We start from the raw sequence: 17,920 nt of genomic DNA on the forward strand, positions 1-17,920 counted from the left end.
AATCGCTGTATCGGAATAAGTTTGATTTCGTCCTTGCTTGCCTTGTGGTTGTGCATACCATTGCGTCTTAGGATCAAACCAGATTGAAATATTTCCTCGCTTGATTAAAGCTTGGTTATACGAGGACCAATTGGTTGTACGATAGATTTTAGGTGTAGGCTTCTTCATCTGGAAATTATATTACTGAAGAAGCCTTCAAGAATAGCTTTGTGCAACAAAGCCGTGTAATGGTAAAGCTTGATTCGAGAAGTTGATGCTAAATCACTTTCAGAAACAGGGTTCGAACAGTCATATATCGCTATATATTCAAAATTGGTAAGGACTGAAATTTTCAACTTTGCAGTAAATCCGTAGCGACGGACTTGTTTTGCTGGTTCAGGATCGATATCAATATGAACACTTGGTTTTTTAGCTTCTACAAAAAATTTACGCTCTGAAAAGAGACGAAAGGTATAGTCTGGCTTTTTTGTATTTTCATTAGACTTAAATCGAATTCCTTCTTCAACCAAAACCTCACGTTCATGAGTACTTTTTCTAGTAACATTGGTTATATCCCAGCCTAAAATGGCAAAAAATTGATCAATAAAATCAGTACGTAGTTGAGTTTCATTATATCGAGTAGAACGGTAAAATTCGATATCCTGATTATATCTCTCAATTAGACCTTTTAAATTTCCTAAGCTATTCATTATGTTATCTAAGTTTTTAAATCAAAGACTATAATATTACAATCGCTCGCTTAACACGACGTTTATATGTCTAAATATTAATTAATAACGCTTCTTATAAATTGAAATGGGAATTATTTCGAATTTGTAAGAGTTACATTTAAAAGAAATCCAAAAATTTCTTGACCTTTATTTTTAATTAGAATTTTTACATACAATCAAATTTCCTTATTTTTGTTGGACTGTAGAAAGTCCTTAAAATGGTTTCTTTTTACTTCATTGATAGCCAATTCTGGATCAATGCCATTACTTTTTAAGCTAGATATCAATGAGACTGTAATTGCTAAATTTAAAGGAATAATTTCTTTGCTCTTATAGTTAGTTATAGAATTCGGATTCATACCTATCAAGGTAGCTAATTCTTTAATTGTTAAACCAATTTTAATAAGTTCAATCTGAAATTCTTGATATGTCATATATAGCACCTCTCTGTAAAATCTATCACAAACAAGGAATGCACCGAAAATATAAAGTACCCAAGAAAATTCTTGTACGAACCAAGCCCCAATGAAGATAAAGATGGTTCTTAATACGATTGCACCTAATACGCCATAGAGTAAGATTTTACGTTGCAGCGCAGGTGGAATTGCAAATGCTGCGAAGATCATCAGCCAGACGAAGACGTTGTCAATCGCCAGTGATTTTTCCAGTAGATAACCTGCGAAGTATTCCATGGTTTTTTGATTCGCAAGGCTTTGTACACGACAAAAAAAGATAACTCATTGAAATAATGGCATAATACTTGTTTTCTAACGACGAATATGATGACACATTTCAATGAGTTAGATCTCATCTTAAACAAATATCTAAAGTGGAACAAGTCACATGTAAAATGTTTTACACTGATTATGCTTGCATTAATTGTAAAACAGACATGTAATCTTTCTTCTGCATCTAAAGCCTTACCCATCAAGTGCTTGCCACAATCATTTTATCGACGTATGCAGCGCTTCTTTGCAGGTCAGTATTTTGATTATCGTCAAATTTCTCAGTTAATTTTCAATATGTTTTCATTCGACAAAGTGCAACTGACTTTAGATAGAACCAATTGGAAATGGGGAAAACGAAATATTAATATCCTGATGCTCGCGATCGTTTATCGTGGAATAGCGATACCTATTGTTTGGACATTGCTCAATAAACGTGGAAATTCAGATACAAAAGAGCGTATTGCTTTGATTCAACGCTTTATCTCCATTTTTGGTAAAGATCGTATTGTGAATGTGTTCGCAGACAGAGAATTTATCGGTGAGAAATGGTTTACATGGTTAATTGAAAATGACATCAACTTCTGTATACGTGTTAAAAAAACTTTATTGTGACCAATCACTTAGCCAAGAATCATAAAATTAGTGATTTATTTCGTCATCTTCAAGTGGGTCAAACTGAATGTCGTAAACGACGTATTTGGGTTGGTCGAGTAAAACTGTATATTAGTGCGCTACGATTAGAAGATGGAGAACTTTTACTTGTTGTTTCTCCTATGTTTAATGCTTCTGCTATTCGTGATTATGCATTACGCTGGGAAATCGAAACCTTATTTAGTTGTCTCAAAGGACGTGGATTCAATCTTGAAAATACTCGTTTAACAGACCCTAGACGAGTCAAGAAATTGATAGCAGTGCTAGCGATCGGTTTCTGTTGGTGCTATTTAACAGGTGAATGGCAACATGATCAAAAAAAAACGATAAAAATAAAGAAGCATGGACGACTTTCAGTAAGTTTATTTCGCTACGGTTTGGACTATGTTCAAATGGCTATTCTACGTTTGATTGGTTTTGGAAAAAAAGAAGAATTTAAGAAAGTGCTCGCAATTTTAAGAAAGAAAAAGCCTGATAGGAGAAGAGCCCTATGAAATTTGTCGTGTACAGAGTTCGCAAGGGTGAGTCCTACTGTTTGCTGTAGATAGAGCCACAAGCCCCCACCAAATAGCACTGCTACAGTGACCCAAGCAATACTCCAGTAAGCGGCTTGCTTGATTGGAACATCTTGATTTTGTTTTTGTTTAAAGCCTAAAAAATCGACCAAAAGCATGACTGTGACAAGGCCGAAGAATACGACATACAGCCATAGATTACCAATAGTTTCCATCACAACTCCCTATCTGGCAACTGGACATAAAAAAACCTTGACCAGTTGCCAGATGAATTAAATAAAACATCTGTTTCAACATGATCAAGGTCTTGCCTACATCATCATAAAGGATGATGCTCAGAGTCCGACTTTTTGCAAAGTGTAATGACGAAACTCTGACACCTAAGCACTTATTGCTTTACACTTAGGTTTGGAGGAGGCTACTCCCCTTGTCAAACGAATTTGGTATGGATGGTGACATCCAATTCTGCGTATAGCATTACATATTTTGTGGTGATACGCAAACCATGCTGAGTTGAACCGTTTCATAATCTTTAGATAGATCGAGCATTAAAAAGACAAATTGACATAAATTACATCTCGATAAGTTCCTGCAGGAAATCGGGTGGTCGGCTGTTGTTCCAAATGCACGGAAATAATATATTTATTTTTACCACGTGCATTGACACTTAACGGAACATTCCATAAATTCTCCACGGGTCCATTGATGGTCATGCGTGTGGCTACTTTATACGGTCCATTCGAGAGATAACTTTCTCCTTCTCGATTGCGTAAATTCATACTACTAAAACGTATACTGTATGCTCGACTACAGGACACATTAAAAGCCGTGGCAGCTTGGCTATGATAATAATTGTCTAATCGCATTTGCGAATCCGTCAAAGCTCCCATCGAACATTGATCGGCGTGCGCAAGGTTAATACCTAGACTCACTAGACAGGCCAATAAAATTTTCATCCACATACTCCTTTACTGACAAACCAATTCAATGCTTTGTACCGTAGCGGTCGAATTTGGTTGTGGTTGGATCGATAAAGGAGCCTGACAAGGTGTATCGCCTTGAATGTTCAATTGATAGGTGGCGGGAACCAAACCATATAAATAGACATTGCCCTCTTTATCAACGGGATAAGGGTTATTTTCATCATGATTAATATAAACTTTGCTCGCTCGTGGAAATAAATTGCCATTCCTGTCCTTCAGCTTCACAATCACTTGTTGCGTATGAACCACAGGAAAATCAACAAAATAACCTCGCTGATTAAGGGCGACGATTTTATAAATTGGATTATCTACTTTATATTCAATTGGAATTTGATCCTGATCAAACGATAAGTCGTAATTAATATACGGTAAAATATCGTGAATAAAAACGTAGCCTTTTCTATTGGTCTGTCCAATTGGAGCGAGCGAGCGAAATACGTCAATATTCGATGTATCTCCAACTTTCACCAATGCAAATGCATTATCTACCGACTTACTCAAATTCAGTTGGCGATTTAACCAAACCAAAGCACCTCGATAATTCACTTGAGAATTATAATGCTCATCATTTTGAGTATGCTGAATTCTCAGATCTCCGAAAGTGTTTTTAAGCAAACCAAACGCATTATAATTTTCATTGCCATTATTATGATCCACCCCCACCGAATAATCGAAACCAACTTGTTCTGAAGAAGATTTTGCATAGGTCAGACGAGTACTTGGCGTAGAAGACTGGTCAAAATAAACACTTCTATTTTGATCAAAGTTATAACTCAAACTAAAATATGCTCCCGTATCATCTGAGCTGCCAAAATCTTTAAAATAGGACAACCCCATTGAGAGTTTAGGTGTAAAGGTTTTCGATAATCCAACACTCAACATTTTGGTGTCATTTAAAGGAAATTCCGTATTCTGATAATAGTTTCTCTCAATATAATTCAAATTTAAGTTATTGATATAAGGAATTTTAAAAAATGAAATATAGCCTAAATGTTCAAATCTTGGATTTTGTACTTGATCACTATAACCAAGAGCACGGAAATCTTGCGAAGAATATTTGCTATTGAAACCCACACTAAAACTATCAAAACTATCGCTCATTGCAATCCCGAGAGAGTAACCTGACCGACCTTCGGCAGAACTCGCGACAGCATTCGTGTCCAATAGAACCGAATGAAATAAGGACTGCGTCCACATTAGTCCTATATTTTTGATTGACTCACTATACGCAGCATTAAAACCTAGGCTAGTAGAATCTGTTATACCTTTACGAAAGTATAAATTACTAAAAAAATCGCGATAATCATTGCTATCATAATCATAGTTATAGCGCAATTTCCCGAGCGAAATATTATATTCACTCAACCCTTTTTTTAATAATCGATTATTAATATATACGGGAAAACTTTGTACCGAGCGATTGCCTAAAATATCTTCCACCACAACTTGGGCTGTCCCTGCCTGTTGAATATTCGCACCTGTTTGCAATGTATAATCACCAGGTGTCACATTCTGCCGATAGATATTAATTCCATTAATATATAAATCAATGGTAGATGGAACAATAGCACTTCCTCTTAATACTGGCGTGTTCCAATAAATAAAGTCGGATCGTTCCGTAAAATTAGTGCCATAACTTAATCCGCCAAAACGGAACGAATTAATCAATGGATTATAAAGGCTTGCATTGTCCCCCAAGGTTAACCGTGTATAACGCTCTGGAAAATCAATATCTAAAGAAGTATTTAATCGGACAACTTTTTGGGTTTGATTTTCACTATTTTCACGGTAAATAAAGGCATTATTCAAAAGCCAAAAATCTTTAAAGACACCTAATTCATAATAGCTATTAAAGTCTGAGCCTTCATCGTATTTATTATAAAAAAAATCATAATTTAAGAAGGCACCTAGCGAGGCTTTATGTGGTTGTAAAATTGAAGTTCGGTCAGCATAGCCCATAAAATATTGGGTTGGAATGGTTATTTTTAATGATTGGCTCGAAGGATCAATTTTAGAATTAATCTCTTGCGTGCTGACCAAACAATATTGATTATCTTCACTATTTTTCTGAAATAGGGATGCTTTTAAGGTGAGGGATTCGAGCACACGACATTCAATATAATTTTTCTGGTCTTGTTGTAGTACCAATGTTTCCGTACTGGTTTCTAACCCATTCACCCAGATATTGGCTAAAATTAGACGTTCATTCTCAACATTTGCGTATGCATACCCCACCGTACAAAGACACACGATCTGTACGGTTAATATGGTTTTTTTTATCATTGATCATTCCTTTAAATTAAACTCTAGAGGTTGATCTTGTTTATCCGTTTGAACTAATAATTTATACTTCCCAAAATCAACGACTGGAATATTCTTTTTAAAATTAAAATGATAACGGCTTTGTGGTAATAAATATTTCATTTCATGATTGGTTTCAATTTCTTTTTTATTGGCATCAAGCAAGGTAATTTTAGAGATTTGTATATGTGACAGACTATTATTTTTTATGCTTAAATTTAAATCTGGTGTGTCTAATTTGGGTTGAATATCCAAATTGATGGGTGCTTGCCTACCCACAAAGAGGGGTACCGAAATATTAAATAAAAAATTAACCGTATTATCCTGTGCTGGAGGTGCAACTTCTTGGAAAATAATTCGCCACGTTTTTTCAGGATGATCGTTATTTACCACAGCCTGATTTAAGCCAACACGTACAATTTGTTTTGAATCTGGCGCAATAATAAAATTTTTCGGATTAATAATCATATTCGGATCAGGTTCAAAAATATCTTCACCTTGTTCATTTTGAGCCCATCTCACCGCCGAGGCTTCAAAAGTTTTACTGGTCGTAAAGTCCTTCGAGCTAATGACAATGGTGGTACTTTTTTGTTTCGATTTTTCGCCCAAATAAAGCTGGACTGGGCTAATGGATAGCCCTGCCCATGCTACATGAGAAAAACCCAAAACACTCCCCGCCAATAAATATAATAATTTCTTCATATGGCACCTGTATTGTTATATCTATGTACTAAATTATTGTTTTATTTCTTATCGGATGAAAAATAAGTTGGTTCTATCAAAAAGATAAAACCAACCATGCTGTATAAAATTTAGCCGATTTCGACTTAGAAGTATACCGCAATATTATATTTGTCGGTGTATGTGCCTGCGGGTTTGCTAACGCCCCAAGAACCACCTGCTTGAATTGCAATGTTATAAGCATTTGGCACAACCAATGCCATTGGTTCATTGGTTTTTACAGTGCCTAACAAAATCGGAGTTGAGCCGCGTGTAGTCGTCACGGTGGTTGGGATAGAGTTAGCTCCAAATTTTACTGCCGAAGCAGTCGTTGAAGTTTGGTTGTCTGTGGTAACCAGTAAATTATAAGGTGCATTTGCGCCAACTTTAAATCCACCTGTACCTGCGCCTGTATTGCTATTTAGTACAATACTGCCACTCACATCACTGAGTTCACATTTTTTAGGTACTTCCAATTTAATTGGAATAGAGGCTTGACCACATAATTCTGTACAGCCTTGTGGGTATTGTGTTGTAGGGGGAGTATAGGTGTCTGTAGCGTGTGCAGCAGACATCGCTATACCAAAGCCGATGATGGATAACGCAGTTTTAACTAGAGTATTCATTGGTGGTGCTCCCATTTGTTTTTAAAATAAAGTATGATTATTGATTTGAAACGGGTTACTGTTTTTTGCGGTTACTGGTTAATTAAGTTTTGACTCTTTGGTCGGTTTTCATAACCACTGTTAAATATTATGCTACATCACATAAAACAACAAAAGTACGACACCATTCACGTAAATAGGGGTTTTACTGCTAATTGTTTGCTTTTGAATTATTTTATAATTGATGTAGTTTAGAGATATCTTTTACCGAACAATAAAATATTAAATTTAATTCTGCTTACATATTTATTAAATATTTTTGTTTTCAGTATATTAAATCAACTTATTGGTAAAAAAAATCTATTGTGAAAATAAAATATTTGGTTACATCTTTTAGCTTAAAACACATTATTGTGGTGTAATTCACAATTATTTGCATGAAAAATCACTTTCTATCGTGACTTTTCAATATCAACAACACTTAAAAAATGAATCAGAGCATCTATTGATGCCCTTTTCCTCTGTCAAAACGTCATTCCTGACCTAAAGCCATGATTAATTTTTGATGCAATCCACCAAAACCACCATTCGACATAATCACCACAGCATCACCCTCGCCTGCTTCATTGACCACACGGGCTTTGTTGCACAAAGATTTCATAACTATATGATTTTAAAAGTTTTGATTATTTTTTGATCCAAAATTAAATTTATTTAAATCAGATACTTACATATTTATGCAACAAAGCCATCTAAAGATTTTCTAAAATTAACATAATACACCTTATACGAAATGCTGTATAATTCTCTTGAAAATTCAACGCTGTAGTTTCTTTTTTGCCCAACCTCCCCAAGGTGGGCTTTTTTTTATGATTTTTTCACGTTCCACGACCTCTAAATGATCAATGTTTCACGACTTTATTCATATTAGTTAAACAATCGTGGTTAATCATAGGGTCTAAAAAACGGCTCCAAAAGCCTCTTTTTTCGGATTCAACTTATTCAGGGGTAGCAATCTGTTTAGGTGAACCGTACTGGGTTTATCGGAGAGAAGTTTTTAATATCTAAATTTATGTAACTATAGAGTATAGCCTAACGGAACAAAATAAAGTCTTAAAAAGCAACTCAAAAACCGTATTTATAGACTTAATATTTAATTTCGGTACAATATGTATTTAATTATCTAAACTCTAACGGTACAGAATGCCTAATCAGGTCGGATATATTCGAGTCAGTTCAACTGAACAAAATACTGAACGTCAATTAGATGGAATCAGCCTGGATAAGACCTTTACTGAAAAGGCAAGCGGTGGTAGCCGTGAACGTCCTCAGTTAAATGCAATGCTCGACTATCTGCGTGAAGGTGATACGGTGCATGTTCATAGTATTGATCGTCTGGCACGTAATACAAATGATCTGAACGAAATTGTGAATAGTCTGAATGATCGTGGTATAACCATTATTTTTCATAAAGAGAATTTGACCTTCAGTCATGATGTAGCACAATCGGCAATAAATAAACTCATGTTTCAGATGCTTGCTGCATTTGCAGAGTTTGAACGCTCCATGATCCGTGAGCGTCAAAAGGAAGGAATTGCAAAAGCCAAAGCGAAGGGCTTATATAAGGGAAGAAAGCGGAAGGTTGACTATGTTGAAATACGAAAAGCAATGGCTGAAGAAAATTCAACATTTAGAGGTGTTGCAGAAAAGTTTAAAGTAGGGATAGCAACAGTACAAAGAGCTTTAAAAGAAGAAACTAATAATCAATAAGGTTGATTAATGAAGACGCTTAGATATTCAAATTTAGAAAAGATCATGACCATTTATACTGAAATTTCTACTTATATTACATTTCATAATGCGACTGGTTTAACAGATATAAATAAATCAATGGAAGATTTTTGAACCGTACCGGGTTTGTCGGAGACCAAGCTTTCTGAGAGAATGTCCCGATGAAAAAAGTAAAATATACCCCTGAAATCAGAGAAAGAGCGGTTCAATTATTGATTGAATCCGAGAAAGATTATCCATCGAATTGGGCTGCGATCACCGCTATTGCTCCCTGAGCAGTATACTGCGCAAGGGTTGTACTCCTGAAACACTACGTGTTTGGTATCAAAAATATTTAGATAAACAAAATCCAGTTAAAGTACAGCAGCTTTCAGACCAAGAACGTATCAAACAACTCGAACGCGAAAATAAAGAACTGCAACGCGCCAATGAAATTCTACGTAAAGCAGCCGCTTTTTTCGCCCAGGCGGAGCTCGACCGCCCACACAAATAATGGTGGATTTTATCCATAATAATAAAGAGCTGTACGGAGTCGAGGCGATTTGTAGAATTTTACCGATCGCACCTTCAACCTATTACCGGACTCTAGATCTCTGTGAAAATCCAGAACATCGAGCAAAGCGAGATTTACATGACTTGCATCATGCTGAGGAGATTAAACGAATTTGGAAGGAAAGTTCAGGTCGGTATGGTGTACGTAAAGTCTGGCAAAAACTGAAACGTGAAGGCTATATTATTGCGCGCTGTACTGTTGCTCGATTAATGCAAAAGCTAGGTATAAAAGGTGTTTGGCGTGGTAAGAACAAACAAACCACCCGTAGCCGAGATGATCAAAAACGAGCGGATGACTTGGTAAAACGTAATTTTACTGCTGATCATCCTGACCAACTGTGGGTGAGTGACTTTACGTATATTCAAACAAATTCAGGCTGGGTTTATACTGCATTTATTATTGATGTGTTCTCACGAGCAATTGTTGGATGGAAAGTATCGACACGGATGAATACAGATATGGTGCTCGATGCATTGGAGCAAGCATTGCATGATCGAGGCATGCCAAAGAATGTGATTCATCATTCCGACAGAGGTGTGCAATATCTTTCCATTCGCTATACCAATCGTTTAGAAGCAGCAAATTTACGAGCATCAGTCGGTACGACTGGTGATTCATACGATAATGCTTTGGCTGAAACGGTGAATGGCTTATACAAAACAGAGGTGATTGAATATCTAAAAGCAGATTGGCAAGGTTTAGCGGATGTACAACTTGCGACACTAAATTGGGTAGATTGGTTCAATAAAGAGCGTGTACATAGTGCACTAGGTTATGTATCACCTTTTGATTTTGAAGCAATGTACTATGATAAGATTAACCCGTTAGGTCAGGTGGCCTAACTTAAATAAAAAACTCTCCGACAAACCCGGTACGGTTCAGTTGATTGAATTATAGGGGCTATCAATGCGAGTTGGAAAATCAAAAAAAGAAGCTTTGGCTTCTTTTTTTTTTGATCATCTATAAGTGCTTATACAACTGAGAAAATATAAAACACTTGAGAATTTTCTTAAGTCATACATTGTGACTTAAGAATTTGATAAAGAACATTGTATGAAATAAAAAAGAGAAAATCATAAATATTTGAAAAATAATAATAAATAAAATTGGCATGCAAGTTGCAATAATCTTATGGAGAATATGAGGATTTTGGTATGCAGCAACTCAATGTAGAACAGCCTCCTTGCTTTATTCATGTTACAGGGACTCAGCGTGACAAATATATCGAATTTGAATTTTCGATAGGTGATCCAGAGTTAGCTGTAGAAATGATTATGCCAGTCAAGGCTTTTGAAGAATTCTGCGCACACCATCAAGTACAGCACCTAAGTACGGATGATTTTGCAAAGATTGAATATGACCGCATGAAGTGGCGATTTGGACAGGCCGGTATTAGAGAATAAAAACTCTAGTCTTTATTAAAAAATCAGGAAGATTTATATGCAAATTGATATTAAAACATCTTCAGTTAAGCCTTTAAGAAATACTTATGCTTATATTGAAAAAAGATTTGGTGATAAACCAGCTTCACGTTATCAAGAAGCGACCTACGATATTCAGGAAGAAATTAATTTTCATTACAAACCTTTATGGCAGCCTGAATTTGATCTTTACGATAAGGGCCGTACTGTAATCCAAATGAAAGATTGGTACGTGCTTAAAGATCCTCGTCAATTTTATTATGGGGCTTATACCCAAACTCGAGCTAAACAACAAGAGATTTTAGAAAGTAATTTTACGCTTGTTGAAAAACACGATTTATTAAGAAATATTTCTGAAGAAATTCTAAACAAAGTAACGAAATTACTACTCCCACTTTATTGTAAACAAGACATTTTTATCTTTTATATTCAATGGCTTATTTTCCTGCTAATTGGTAATACCATGAAAAATACCATGCTCAGAAAAGGCTTAACAATATTTTGAAAAATTGCCTACTGAGCGCTGCCGCACAGCTCCATAGGCCGCTTTCCTGGCTTTGCTTCCAGATGTATGCTCTTCTGCTCCTGCAGCTAATGGATCACCGCAAACAGGTTACTCGCCTGGGGATTCCCTTTCGACCCGAGCATCCGTATGAGACTCATGCTCGATTATTATTATTATACTCTGTACACGACAAATTTCACAGAACCCTTATCCTATCAGGATTCTGCTTTCTTAAAATTGCCAAAATTTCCTTAAACTCTTCTTTTTTCCCAAAACCAATTAAACGCTGAATCGCCATTTGAACATAGTCTAAACCATAGCGAAATAAACTCATTGAGAGTCGTCCATGCTTCTTTATTTTTATCGCTTTTTTTTGATTATGTTGCCATTCACCCGTTAAGTAACACCAACAGAAGCTTATAGCTAACACCGCAATCAATTTTTTCACTCGTCTAGGGTCTGTCAAGCGCGTATTTTCAAGATTAAACCCGCGTCCTTTGAGACAACTGAATAAGGTTTCAATTTCCCAGCGTAATGCATAATCCTGAATAGCATTGGCATTAAACTGAGGAGAAACGACGAGTAAAAGCTCTCCATTTTCTAACTGTAGTGCACTTATATATAGTTTCACCCGACCAACCAAAATCCGTCGTTTACGACATTCAATTTGACCAACTTTAAGATGGCGAAATAAATCACTAATTTTATGATTCTTTCCTAAATGATTGGTGACAATGAAGTTTTTTTAACACGAATGCAGAAGTTGATGTCTTGTTCAATTAACCATGTAAACCACTGCTCACCGATAAACTCTCTGTCTGCGAACACATTCACAATACGGTCTTTACCAAAAATGGCTATAAAGCGTTGAATCAAAGCAATACGCTCTTTCGTATCTGAATTTCCACGTTTATTAAGCAATGTCCAAAGGATAGGTATCGCTATTCCACGATAAACGATTGCGAGCATCAGGATATTAATATTTCGTTTTCCCCATTTCCAATTGGTTCTATCTAAAGTCAGTTGCACTTGGTCGAATGAAAACATATTGAAAATCAACTGAGAAATTTGACGATAATCAAAATACTGACCTGCAAAGAAGCGCTGCATACGTCGATAAAATGATTGTGGTAAACACTTGATGGGCAAGGCTTTAGATGCAGAAGAAAGATTACATGTTTGCTTTAAAATAATCACAAGCATGATGAGCGCAAAGCACTTTAAATGTGACTTGTTCCATTTTAGAGATTTGTTTAAGATAAGATATAACTCATTGAGATGTGTCATAGTATTCGTCGTTAGAAAACAATTATTGTGACATTATTTCAATGAGTTATCTATTTTTGTCGTGTACAGAGATTATTATAGAAGCCCCCATGAATAAATCGCTCATCATTTTCGGCATCGTCAACATAACCTCGGACAGTTTCTCCGATGGAGGCCGGTATCTGGCGCCAGACGCAGCCATTGCGCAGGCGCGTAAGCTGATGGCCGAGGGGGCAGATGTGATCGACCTCGGTCCGGCATCCAGCAATCCCGACGCCGCGCCTGTTTCGTCCGACACAGAAATCGCGCGTATCGCGCCGGTGCTGGACGCGCTCAAGGCAGATGGCATTCCCGTCTCGCTCGACAGTTATCAACCCGCGACGCAAGCCTATGCCTTGTCGCGTGGTGTGGCCTATCTCAATGATATTCGCGGTTTTCCAGACGCTGCGTTCTATCCGCAATTGGCGAAATCATCTGCCAAACTCGTCGTTATGCATTCGGTGCAAGACGGGCAGGCAGATCGGCGCGAGGCACCCGCTGGCGACATCATGGATCACATTGCGGCGTTCTTTGACGCGCGCATCGCGGCGCTGACGGGTGCCGGTATCAAACGCAACCGCCTTGTCCTTGATCCCGGCATGGGGTTTTTTCTGGGGGCTGCTCCCGAAACCTCGCTCTCGGTGCTGGCGCGGTTCGATGAATTGCGGCTGCGCTTCGATTTGCCGGTGCTTCTGTCTGTTTCGCGCAAATCCTTTCTGCGCGCGCTCACAGGCCGTGGTCCGGGGGATGTCGGGGCCGCGACACTCGCTGCAGAGCTTGCCGCCGCCGCAGGTGGAGCTGACTTCATCCGCACACACGAGCCGCGCCCCTTGCGCGACGGGCTGGCGGTATTGGCGGCGCTGAAAGAAACCGCAAGAATTCGTTAACTGCACATTCGGGATATTTCTCTATATTCGCGGTTCAGCAGGCATGTCCCCTTTGAGGGCGACCCGACGACAGGATAATCGACCTTATGGTGCGCAAATATTTCGGCACAGACGGTATTCGTGGCAAAGCCAACGAAGGCGCGATGACGGCGGAAACCGCCTTGCGCGTCGGCATGGCGGCTGGCCGTGTCTTTCGTCGCGGTGACCACCGCCATCGTGTCGTGATCGGCAAGGATACGCGCCTGTCGGGCTATATGCTTGAACCCGCGCTCACAGCCGGTTTCACCTCGATGGGCATGGACGTATTCCTTTTTGGCCCGCTGCCGACAACGTATAGGAAGAATAAACGCCCTTTTCACCCAAGTCCAACAGCTTTGGACCGCAGTTGACTCTTTCGACACCCCTGCGATGCAACCCAATCCGGCTGACGGGGAGCCAGCAACGCTGAAAATTTACCCTCCTCTTTCCCACTAGCGGCTCCTTTTCCGACGGCACTGTTGCAAATAACCACGAATGGTAAGCTGAAGACTGTTTTAGCTAAAGGTGCAGCATATGAATCCTTTCCATGGTCGGCATTTTCAGGGCGAAATCATTCTTTGGGCTGTGCGCTGGTATTGTAAATATGGCATTAGCTATCGTGAACTGCAGGAAATGCTGGCCGAACGGGGTGTGAATGTTGATCACACGACTATTTACCGTTGGGTTCAACGTTATGCTCCTGAAATAGAAAAACGTTTACGCTGGTATTGGCGTAATCCTACAGATCTGAGCTCGTGGCATATTGATGAAACCTATGTAAAAGTGAATGGACGATGGTCTTATCTGTATCGTGCAGTCGATCAACGTGGCGATACCATTGATTTTTATCTTTCTTCTAGACGTAATACCAAATCAGCATATTGTTTTCTTGGAAAAATTTTAAATAATGTGAAGAAGTGGCAAATTCCACAAGTGATCAACACGGATAAAGCACCCACATATGGACGTGCTTTATCACGGTTAAAACGGGAAGGTAAATGTCCACCAGACCTTGAGCACAGGCAGATTAAGTATAAAAATAACGTGATTGAATGTGATCATGGCAAGCTAAAGCGGATCATCAGGTCCACATTAGGATTCAAATCTATGAAGACGGCTTATGCCACAATTAAAGGTATTGAAGTCATGCGTGCACTACGTAAAGGACAAGCATCGTCATTTTATTATGGTCAGCCTCAGGGTGAAGTGTGTCTAATCAACAGGGTTTTCGGTCTCTAAGTACTTTTTAAAGGGAACATCATCGACTCAAATCTCTATTTGCAACAGTGCCAGATAATTTTAGAGCGGCAAAAGGAAGGAATAAAACTCGCCTCTGCTCAGGGGAAGTACAAAGGTCGGGTGCATAAACTAAAGCCTGACCAAGCTGAAGCTTTACGACAAGCATGGAGGGAAGGGAAGTATCCATCAAAAATGGCATTAGGAAAAGCTTTTGGGATTAGTCGTCAGGCGGTATACCGATATTTACAAGTTAGTGAATAGCTTATTGGGATTGGCAACTAAATTTAGTTTAACTTATAAAAATCATGAAACATTGTTCGAATTTTAAGCGTGGAACATAAATAATCAATAAAAAGCCGCTCTGGTACCCTATGCCCCACAACGGCTTGATCTAATATACTGAAATTTAATGATAAATATCAAGTATTTCGTATAAGGTGTATTATGTTATTTTTAGAAAAACTTAACTTAAATAGATAAATCTAATATATTATCTTTCTCACAATTTCATAAATATCAATTATCTAATAAGCTTTAAATCCTCTTGCTAAGTCTGTATGCTGTTTTATCAGAAAGATACTATAGAGGGTAATATGCATAGTTTTTCTGTAAAAGAATTGGATCAGTTGATTGAAAATGATCTAAAGGAAAAGAAAAAATCTAGTAAGTTATTGATTGGATATAAACTATTTAATGATCTAATGAATGACCCTAAATTTTATGCAGAAGTGACAGATTCAGCCCTGAGTGCCACAAAACGAAAATATAAGAACCTCAAGATCAAGATTACGACGGATAAATATCAACTTCATTTTGAATAAAACATAAAAAAGAGGGCACTGTTGCAAATAGAGATTTGAGTCGATGAAGTTCCCTTTAAAAAGTGCTTAGAGACCGAAAACCCTGTTGATTAGACACACTTCACCCTGAGGCTGACCATAATAAAATGACGATGCTTGTCCTTTACGTAGTGCACGCATGACTTCAATACCTTTAATTGTGGCATAAGCAGTCTTCATAGATTTGAATCCTAATGTGGCCCTGATGATCACTGCTGTCCCACAAATATCACAAGAAGAACCTCAATTGAGGTTCTTCTTGTTTTCGCCATTTTTTATCAGGCACAAAGAGTGACCTTAAAAGTTTCCTTTCAAATAAATTGACCTGAATAATTCTCAATAAACGCTGAACACTCCATCCTTCTTGTGCCATGTGTTTAGCGAAGTTCACCAGCAAATAGGCAATTAATGCAATCCATATTTGCGTTTGTATCGCATTGCGGCTTCGACCTAGAAATGACTTCAGTTTTAAATTCTGCTTGATGGCTTTAAAGAATAACTCAATCTTCCAGCGGTCTTTATAAATTGCAGCAATGGTGGATGCTGCCAGATGAAAGTTGTTGCTCAGAAATTCGAATGTTCTTTTCTTATCTGTATCATAAAACTCTATACGCCTTAATAATTTAGGGGCACCTCTTTTCTTGGCGTGCGCACTGCTCAATTCAATACATTCATCCGCAATAATGCCTTTAGTCGCTAATACGTTGCGGCTTGATTTAACTTGATAAACTGTCTTGGGGCGTAGCCGAGTTACGAAGCTGACTTTCTGATGTGTCAACTGAGCAAACCATTGATAATCAACATATCCTTTATCAAAGACGATAATGCTGCCAGCAGGAAATTTAAATGCTCTGCCTTGCACCATATCATTTTCAATACCATCCCCAAGCGCTACAAATTCAGGAATGGTATTGCTGTGATTTAAGCCAACACTTAGTTTAATACTGGCTTTGGATTCATGCACTTTTGCCCATTCGCACAATGACAGTGAAAGATCAATATGACTGGCATCTAGTGAATACAGCGGATTCTTGAATCTAAATTTATGTGCAGTTTTAGAGTTTTCACAGCGCTGAAGCAGCTGTGTGAACAATTGCTGATACAGGCTGGCGGGCTGTTCTTCATTGAGTCTTGCTAAGGTGCTTCGCGCAATTCTTTTCGCGCCAAGATGATAGAGCTTTTCCTGCTGGGATTCGAGATTGGATTGAATGTCTCTTAAGCTTTGCCGACAAGAAAGTTGGGACATTAATATGGCAACAAACTGATCCCAGCGGGTGGCTGATCTTAATTTTTGCCCAGAGTGGTGCAGTTTAGCCAGACGTTCAAAATCGGCACTGTTGCAAATAGGCTGACATGATAAGCTAAATATCTTATTTATTTCGAGATACAGCAGATGAATCCCTTCCACGGTCGGCACTTTCAAGGTGAAATCATTCTTTGGGCTGTTCGTTGGTATTGTAAATATGGCATCAGCTATCGTGAACTTCAGGAAATGCTCGCTGAACGTGGAGTGAATGTTGATCACACCACAATTTATCGCTGGGTTCAGCGTTATGCTCCAGAAATGGAAAAACGTTTACGTTGGTATTGGCGTAATCCTACAGATCGACATTTATGGCATCTGGATGAAACTTACGTAAAAGTGAATGGCAAATGGGCATATCTATACCGTGCAGTTGACCAACGTGGCCATACTCTTGATTTCTATCTTTCTGCTAGACGAAATACCCATTCAGCTTATTGTTTTCTTGGTAAGATTTTGAATCATGTCAAAAAATGGCAGATTCCACGAGTCATAAACACTGATAAGGCTCATACCTATGGCCGTGCTTTGTCGCGACTAAAACAGGAAGGAAAGTGTCCTGAAGACCTGGACCATCGACAGATTAAATACAAGAATAACGTGATTGAATGTGATCATGGCAAGCTCAAACGGATCATCAAGGCTACGTTGGGATTCAAGTCTATGAAAACGGCTTATGCCACAATTAAAGGAATTGAGGTTATGCGTGCTCTACGCAAAGGACAAGCTTCATTATTTTATAACGGTAATATTCTAGGAGAAGTTTGGCTAGTAAATAGAGTTTTCGGTCTCTAAGCTTTTTTGAAGGGAAAATCATTGACTCAGATCCCTATTTGCAACAGTGCC

17 protein-coding genes, 6 pseudogenes and 1 other annotated feature are annotated in these 17,920 nt (G+C 38.2%); of the genes and pseudogenes, 11 read left to right on the forward strand and 12 right to left on the reverse strand.

Features of this window, described 5'->3' with window-relative positions; translation table 11 throughout:
- The 3 genes and pseudogenes from HMPREF0014_RS24670 to HMPREF0014_RS25815 form a co-directional block, all read right to left on the reverse strand.
- On the reverse strand, positions 1-168 hold a 168-nt coding region (locus HMPREF0014_RS24670), incomplete at its 3' end, for a transposase (protein WP_020992396.1).
- On the reverse strand, positions 165-689 hold the full coding sequence (locus tag HMPREF0014_RS24675) for a type I restriction endonuclease (protein WP_020992397.1): 525 nt from the start codon (positions 687-689) through the stop codon (positions 165-167). The genes HMPREF0014_RS24675 and HMPREF0014_RS24670, both read right to left, overlap by 4 nt.
- 485 nt (positions 690-1,174) lie before the next feature.
- Positions 1,175-1,423, reverse strand: a pseudogene (locus tag HMPREF0014_RS25815) (hypothetical protein); the annotation flags it as partial.
- Between the two features lie 69 nt (positions 1,424-1,492).
- Here HMPREF0014_RS25815 and HMPREF0014_RS26050 point away from each other — a divergent pair.
- Positions 1,493-2,583, forward strand: a protein-coding gene (locus HMPREF0014_RS26050; protein ID WP_104130812.1) for an IS4 family transposase whose coding sequence is annotated in 2 segments (ribosomal slippage) — positions 1,493-2,033 and positions 2,033-2,583 — 1,092 coding nt in all. Because the reading frame shifts where the segments join, the coding sequence is not laid out codon by codon here.
- A 17-nt stretch (positions 2,584-2,600) separates the two neighbouring features.
- On the opposite strand, the pseudogene HMPREF0014_RS25825 reads toward HMPREF0014_RS26050, so the two are convergent.
- From HMPREF0014_RS25825 to HMPREF0014_RS26410, 6 genes and pseudogenes are all read right to left on the reverse strand, one after another.
- Positions 2,601-2,819: pseudogene (locus HMPREF0014_RS25825) on the reverse strand (hypothetical protein); the annotation flags it as partial.
- Between the two features lie 333 nt (positions 2,820-3,152).
- Positions 3,153-3,560, reverse strand: a complete 408-nt coding sequence (locus tag HMPREF0014_RS24690) for a hypothetical protein (protein WP_006582498.1) — start codon at positions 3,558-3,560, stop codon at positions 3,153-3,155.
- A gap of 12 nt (positions 3,561-3,572) precedes the next feature.
- The gene (locus HMPREF0014_RS24695) at positions 3,573-5,870 is read right to left on the reverse strand and encodes a fimbria/pilus outer membrane usher protein (protein WP_006581695.1); all 2,298 of its coding nucleotides are present in this window, start codon (positions 5,868-5,870) and stop codon (positions 3,573-3,575) included.
- A 3-nt stretch (positions 5,871-5,873) separates the two neighbouring features.
- The gene (locus HMPREF0014_RS24700) at positions 5,874-6,590 is read right to left on the reverse strand and encodes a fimbria/pilus periplasmic chaperone (protein WP_006581696.1); all 717 of its coding nucleotides are present in this window, start codon (positions 6,588-6,590) and stop codon (positions 5,874-5,876) included.
- A 125-nt stretch (positions 6,591-6,715) separates the two neighbouring features.
- Complete coding sequence (locus HMPREF0014_RS24705) at positions 6,716-7,234, reverse strand: hypothetical protein (RefSeq protein WP_006582499.1); 519 nt, start codon at positions 7,232-7,234, stop codon at positions 6,716-6,718.
- Positions 7,235-7,745: 511 nt separating this feature from the next.
- Positions 7,746-7,850, reverse strand: a pseudogene (locus HMPREF0014_RS26410) (hypothetical protein); the annotation flags it as partial.
- Positions 7,851-8,416: 566 nt separating this feature from the next.
- Between HMPREF0014_RS26410 and HMPREF0014_RS24710 the strand changes: the two are divergent.
- The 4 genes and pseudogenes from HMPREF0014_RS24710 (at position 8,417) to HMPREF0014_RS24725 (ending at position 11,483) form a co-directional block, all read left to right on the forward strand.
- Complete coding sequence (locus tag HMPREF0014_RS24710; RefSeq protein ID WP_006581699.1) at positions 8,417-8,983, forward strand: recombinase family protein; 567 nt, start codon at positions 8,417-8,419, stop codon at positions 8,981-8,983.
- 182 nt (positions 8,984-9,165) lie between these two features.
- Positions 9,166-10,399 (forward strand): annotated as a pseudogene (locus HMPREF0014_RS24715) (IS3 family transposase).
- Positions 9,455-9,571: a sequence feature (AL1L pseudoknot), on the forward strand. Its footprint overlaps the pseudogene before it by 117 nt.
- Positions 10,400-10,711: 312 nt before the next feature.
- Positions 10,712-10,960, forward strand: a complete 249-nt coding sequence (locus tag HMPREF0014_RS24720) for a phenol hydroxylase subunit (RefSeq protein WP_006581702.1) — start codon at positions 10,712-10,714, stop codon at positions 10,958-10,960.
- Between the two features lie 37 nt (positions 10,961-10,997).
- On the forward strand, positions 10,998-11,483 hold the full coding sequence (locus HMPREF0014_RS24725) for a hypothetical protein (RefSeq protein ID WP_006581703.1): 486 nt from the start codon (positions 10,998-11,000) through the stop codon (positions 11,481-11,483).
- 196 nt (positions 11,484-11,679) lie between these two features.
- Here HMPREF0014_RS24725 and HMPREF0014_RS25835 read toward each other — a convergent pair.
- A protein-coding gene (locus HMPREF0014_RS25835) for an IS4-like element ISAba1 family transposase (protein WP_085940648.1) occupies positions 11,680-12,770 on the reverse strand; the annotation gives its coding sequence in 2 pieces (ribosomal slippage) (positions 11,680-12,230 and positions 12,230-12,770; 1,092 coding nt in all).
- A gap of 89 nt (positions 12,771-12,859) precedes the next feature.
- Here HMPREF0014_RS25835 and sul2 point away from each other — a divergent pair.
- The 5 genes and pseudogenes from sul2 (at position 12,860) to HMPREF0014_RS24755 (ending at position 15,753) form a co-directional block, all read left to right on the forward strand.
- On the forward strand, positions 12,860-13,675 hold the full coding sequence (gene sul2, locus HMPREF0014_RS24740; protein WP_001043260.1) for a sulfonamide-resistant dihydropteroate synthase Sul2: 816 nt from the start codon (positions 12,860-12,862) through the stop codon (positions 13,673-13,675).
- A gap of 86 nt (positions 13,676-13,761) precedes the next feature.
- A complete protein-coding gene (locus tag HMPREF0014_RS24745) occupies positions 13,762-14,064 on the forward strand; it encodes a phosphoglucosamine mutase (protein ID WP_000251875.1) in 303 nt (100 codons plus the stop codon).
- A 163-nt stretch (positions 14,065-14,227) separates the two neighbouring features.
- Positions 14,228-14,932, forward strand: coding sequence for an IS6-like element IS1006 family transposase (locus HMPREF0014_RS24750; RefSeq protein WP_006582638.1), 705 nt, complete (start codon positions 14,228-14,230; stop codon positions 14,930-14,932).
- Between the two features lie 51 nt (positions 14,933-14,983).
- Positions 14,984-15,193: pseudogene (locus HMPREF0014_RS0206740) on the forward strand (recombinase family protein); the annotation flags it as partial.
- A 332-nt stretch (positions 15,194-15,525) separates the two neighbouring features.
- Positions 15,526-15,753, forward strand: a complete 228-nt coding sequence (locus tag HMPREF0014_RS24755) for a hypothetical protein (RefSeq protein WP_004812234.1) — start codon at positions 15,526-15,528, stop codon at positions 15,751-15,753.
- Positions 15,754-15,819: 66 nt separating this feature from the next.
- Here HMPREF0014_RS24755 and HMPREF0014_RS24760 read toward each other — a convergent pair.
- Together HMPREF0014_RS24760 and HMPREF0014_RS24765 are read right to left on the reverse strand one after the other, a co-directional pair.
- Positions 15,820-15,981: pseudogene (locus HMPREF0014_RS24760) on the reverse strand (IS6 family transposase); the annotation flags it as partial.
- A gap of 19 nt (positions 15,982-16,000) precedes the next feature.
- A complete protein-coding gene (locus HMPREF0014_RS24765) occupies positions 16,001-17,149 on the reverse strand; it encodes an IS4 family transposase (protein WP_031944400.1) in 1,149 nt (382 codons plus the stop codon).
- A gap of 15 nt (positions 17,150-17,164) precedes the next feature.
- Between HMPREF0014_RS24765 and HMPREF0014_RS24770 the strand changes: the two genes are divergently transcribed.
- A complete protein-coding gene (locus HMPREF0014_RS24770; protein ID WP_001067793.1) occupies positions 17,165-17,869 on the forward strand; it encodes an IS6-like element IS1007 family transposase in 705 nt (234 codons plus the stop codon).
- Positions 17,870-17,920: the final 51 nt, after the last annotated feature.

This window comes from Acinetobacter sp. RUH 2624 (assembly GCF_000162375.2).
In the GTDB taxonomy this organism is placed as follows: domain Bacteria; phylum Pseudomonadota; class Gammaproteobacteria; order Pseudomonadales; family Moraxellaceae; genus Acinetobacter; species Acinetobacter nosocomialis.

Excerpts from the sequence above, each read along its gene's own strand:
- HMPREF0014_RS24675 (WP_020992397.1), bottom strand. The coding sequence starts at position 689 with ATGAATAGCTTAGGAAATTTAAAAGGTCTAATTGAGAGATATAATCAG.
- HMPREF0014_RS24690 (WP_006582498.1), bottom strand. The coding sequence starts at position 3,560 with ATGAAAATTTTATTGGCCTGTCTAGTGAGTCTAGGTATTAACCTTGCG.
- HMPREF0014_RS24695 (WP_006581695.1), bottom strand. The coding sequence starts at position 5,870 with ATGATAAAAAAAACCATATTAACCGTACAGATCGTGTGTCTTTGTACG.
- HMPREF0014_RS24700 (WP_006581696.1), bottom strand. The coding sequence starts at position 6,590 with ATGAAGAAATTATTATATTTATTGGCGGGGAGTGTTTTGGGTTTTTCT.
- HMPREF0014_RS24705 (WP_006582499.1), bottom strand. The coding sequence starts at position 7,234 with ATGAATACTCTAGTTAAAACTGCGTTATCCATCATCGGCTTTGGTATA.
- HMPREF0014_RS24710 (WP_006581699.1), top strand. The coding sequence starts at position 8,417 with ATGCCTAATCAGGTCGGATATATTCGAGTCAGTTCAACTGAACAAAAT.
- HMPREF0014_RS24720 (WP_006581702.1), top strand. The coding sequence starts at position 10,712 with ATGCAGCAACTCAATGTAGAACAGCCTCCTTGCTTTATTCATGTTACA.
- HMPREF0014_RS24725 (WP_006581703.1), top strand. The coding sequence starts at position 10,998 with ATGCAAATTGATATTAAAACATCTTCAGTTAAGCCTTTAAGAAATACT.
- sul2 (WP_001043260.1), top strand. The coding sequence starts at position 12,860 with ATGAATAAATCGCTCATCATTTTCGGCATCGTCAACATAACCTCGGAC.
- HMPREF0014_RS24745 (WP_000251875.1), top strand. The coding sequence starts at position 13,762 with ATGGTGCGCAAATATTTCGGCACAGACGGTATTCGTGGCAAAGCCAAC.
- HMPREF0014_RS24750 (WP_006582638.1), top strand. The coding sequence starts at position 14,228 with ATGAATCCTTTCCATGGTCGGCATTTTCAGGGCGAAATCATTCTTTGG.
- HMPREF0014_RS24755 (WP_004812234.1), top strand. The coding sequence starts at position 15,526 with ATGCATAGTTTTTCTGTAAAAGAATTGGATCAGTTGATTGAAAATGAT.
- HMPREF0014_RS24770 (WP_001067793.1), top strand. The coding sequence starts at position 17,165 with ATGAATCCCTTCCACGGTCGGCACTTTCAAGGTGAAATCATTCTTTGG.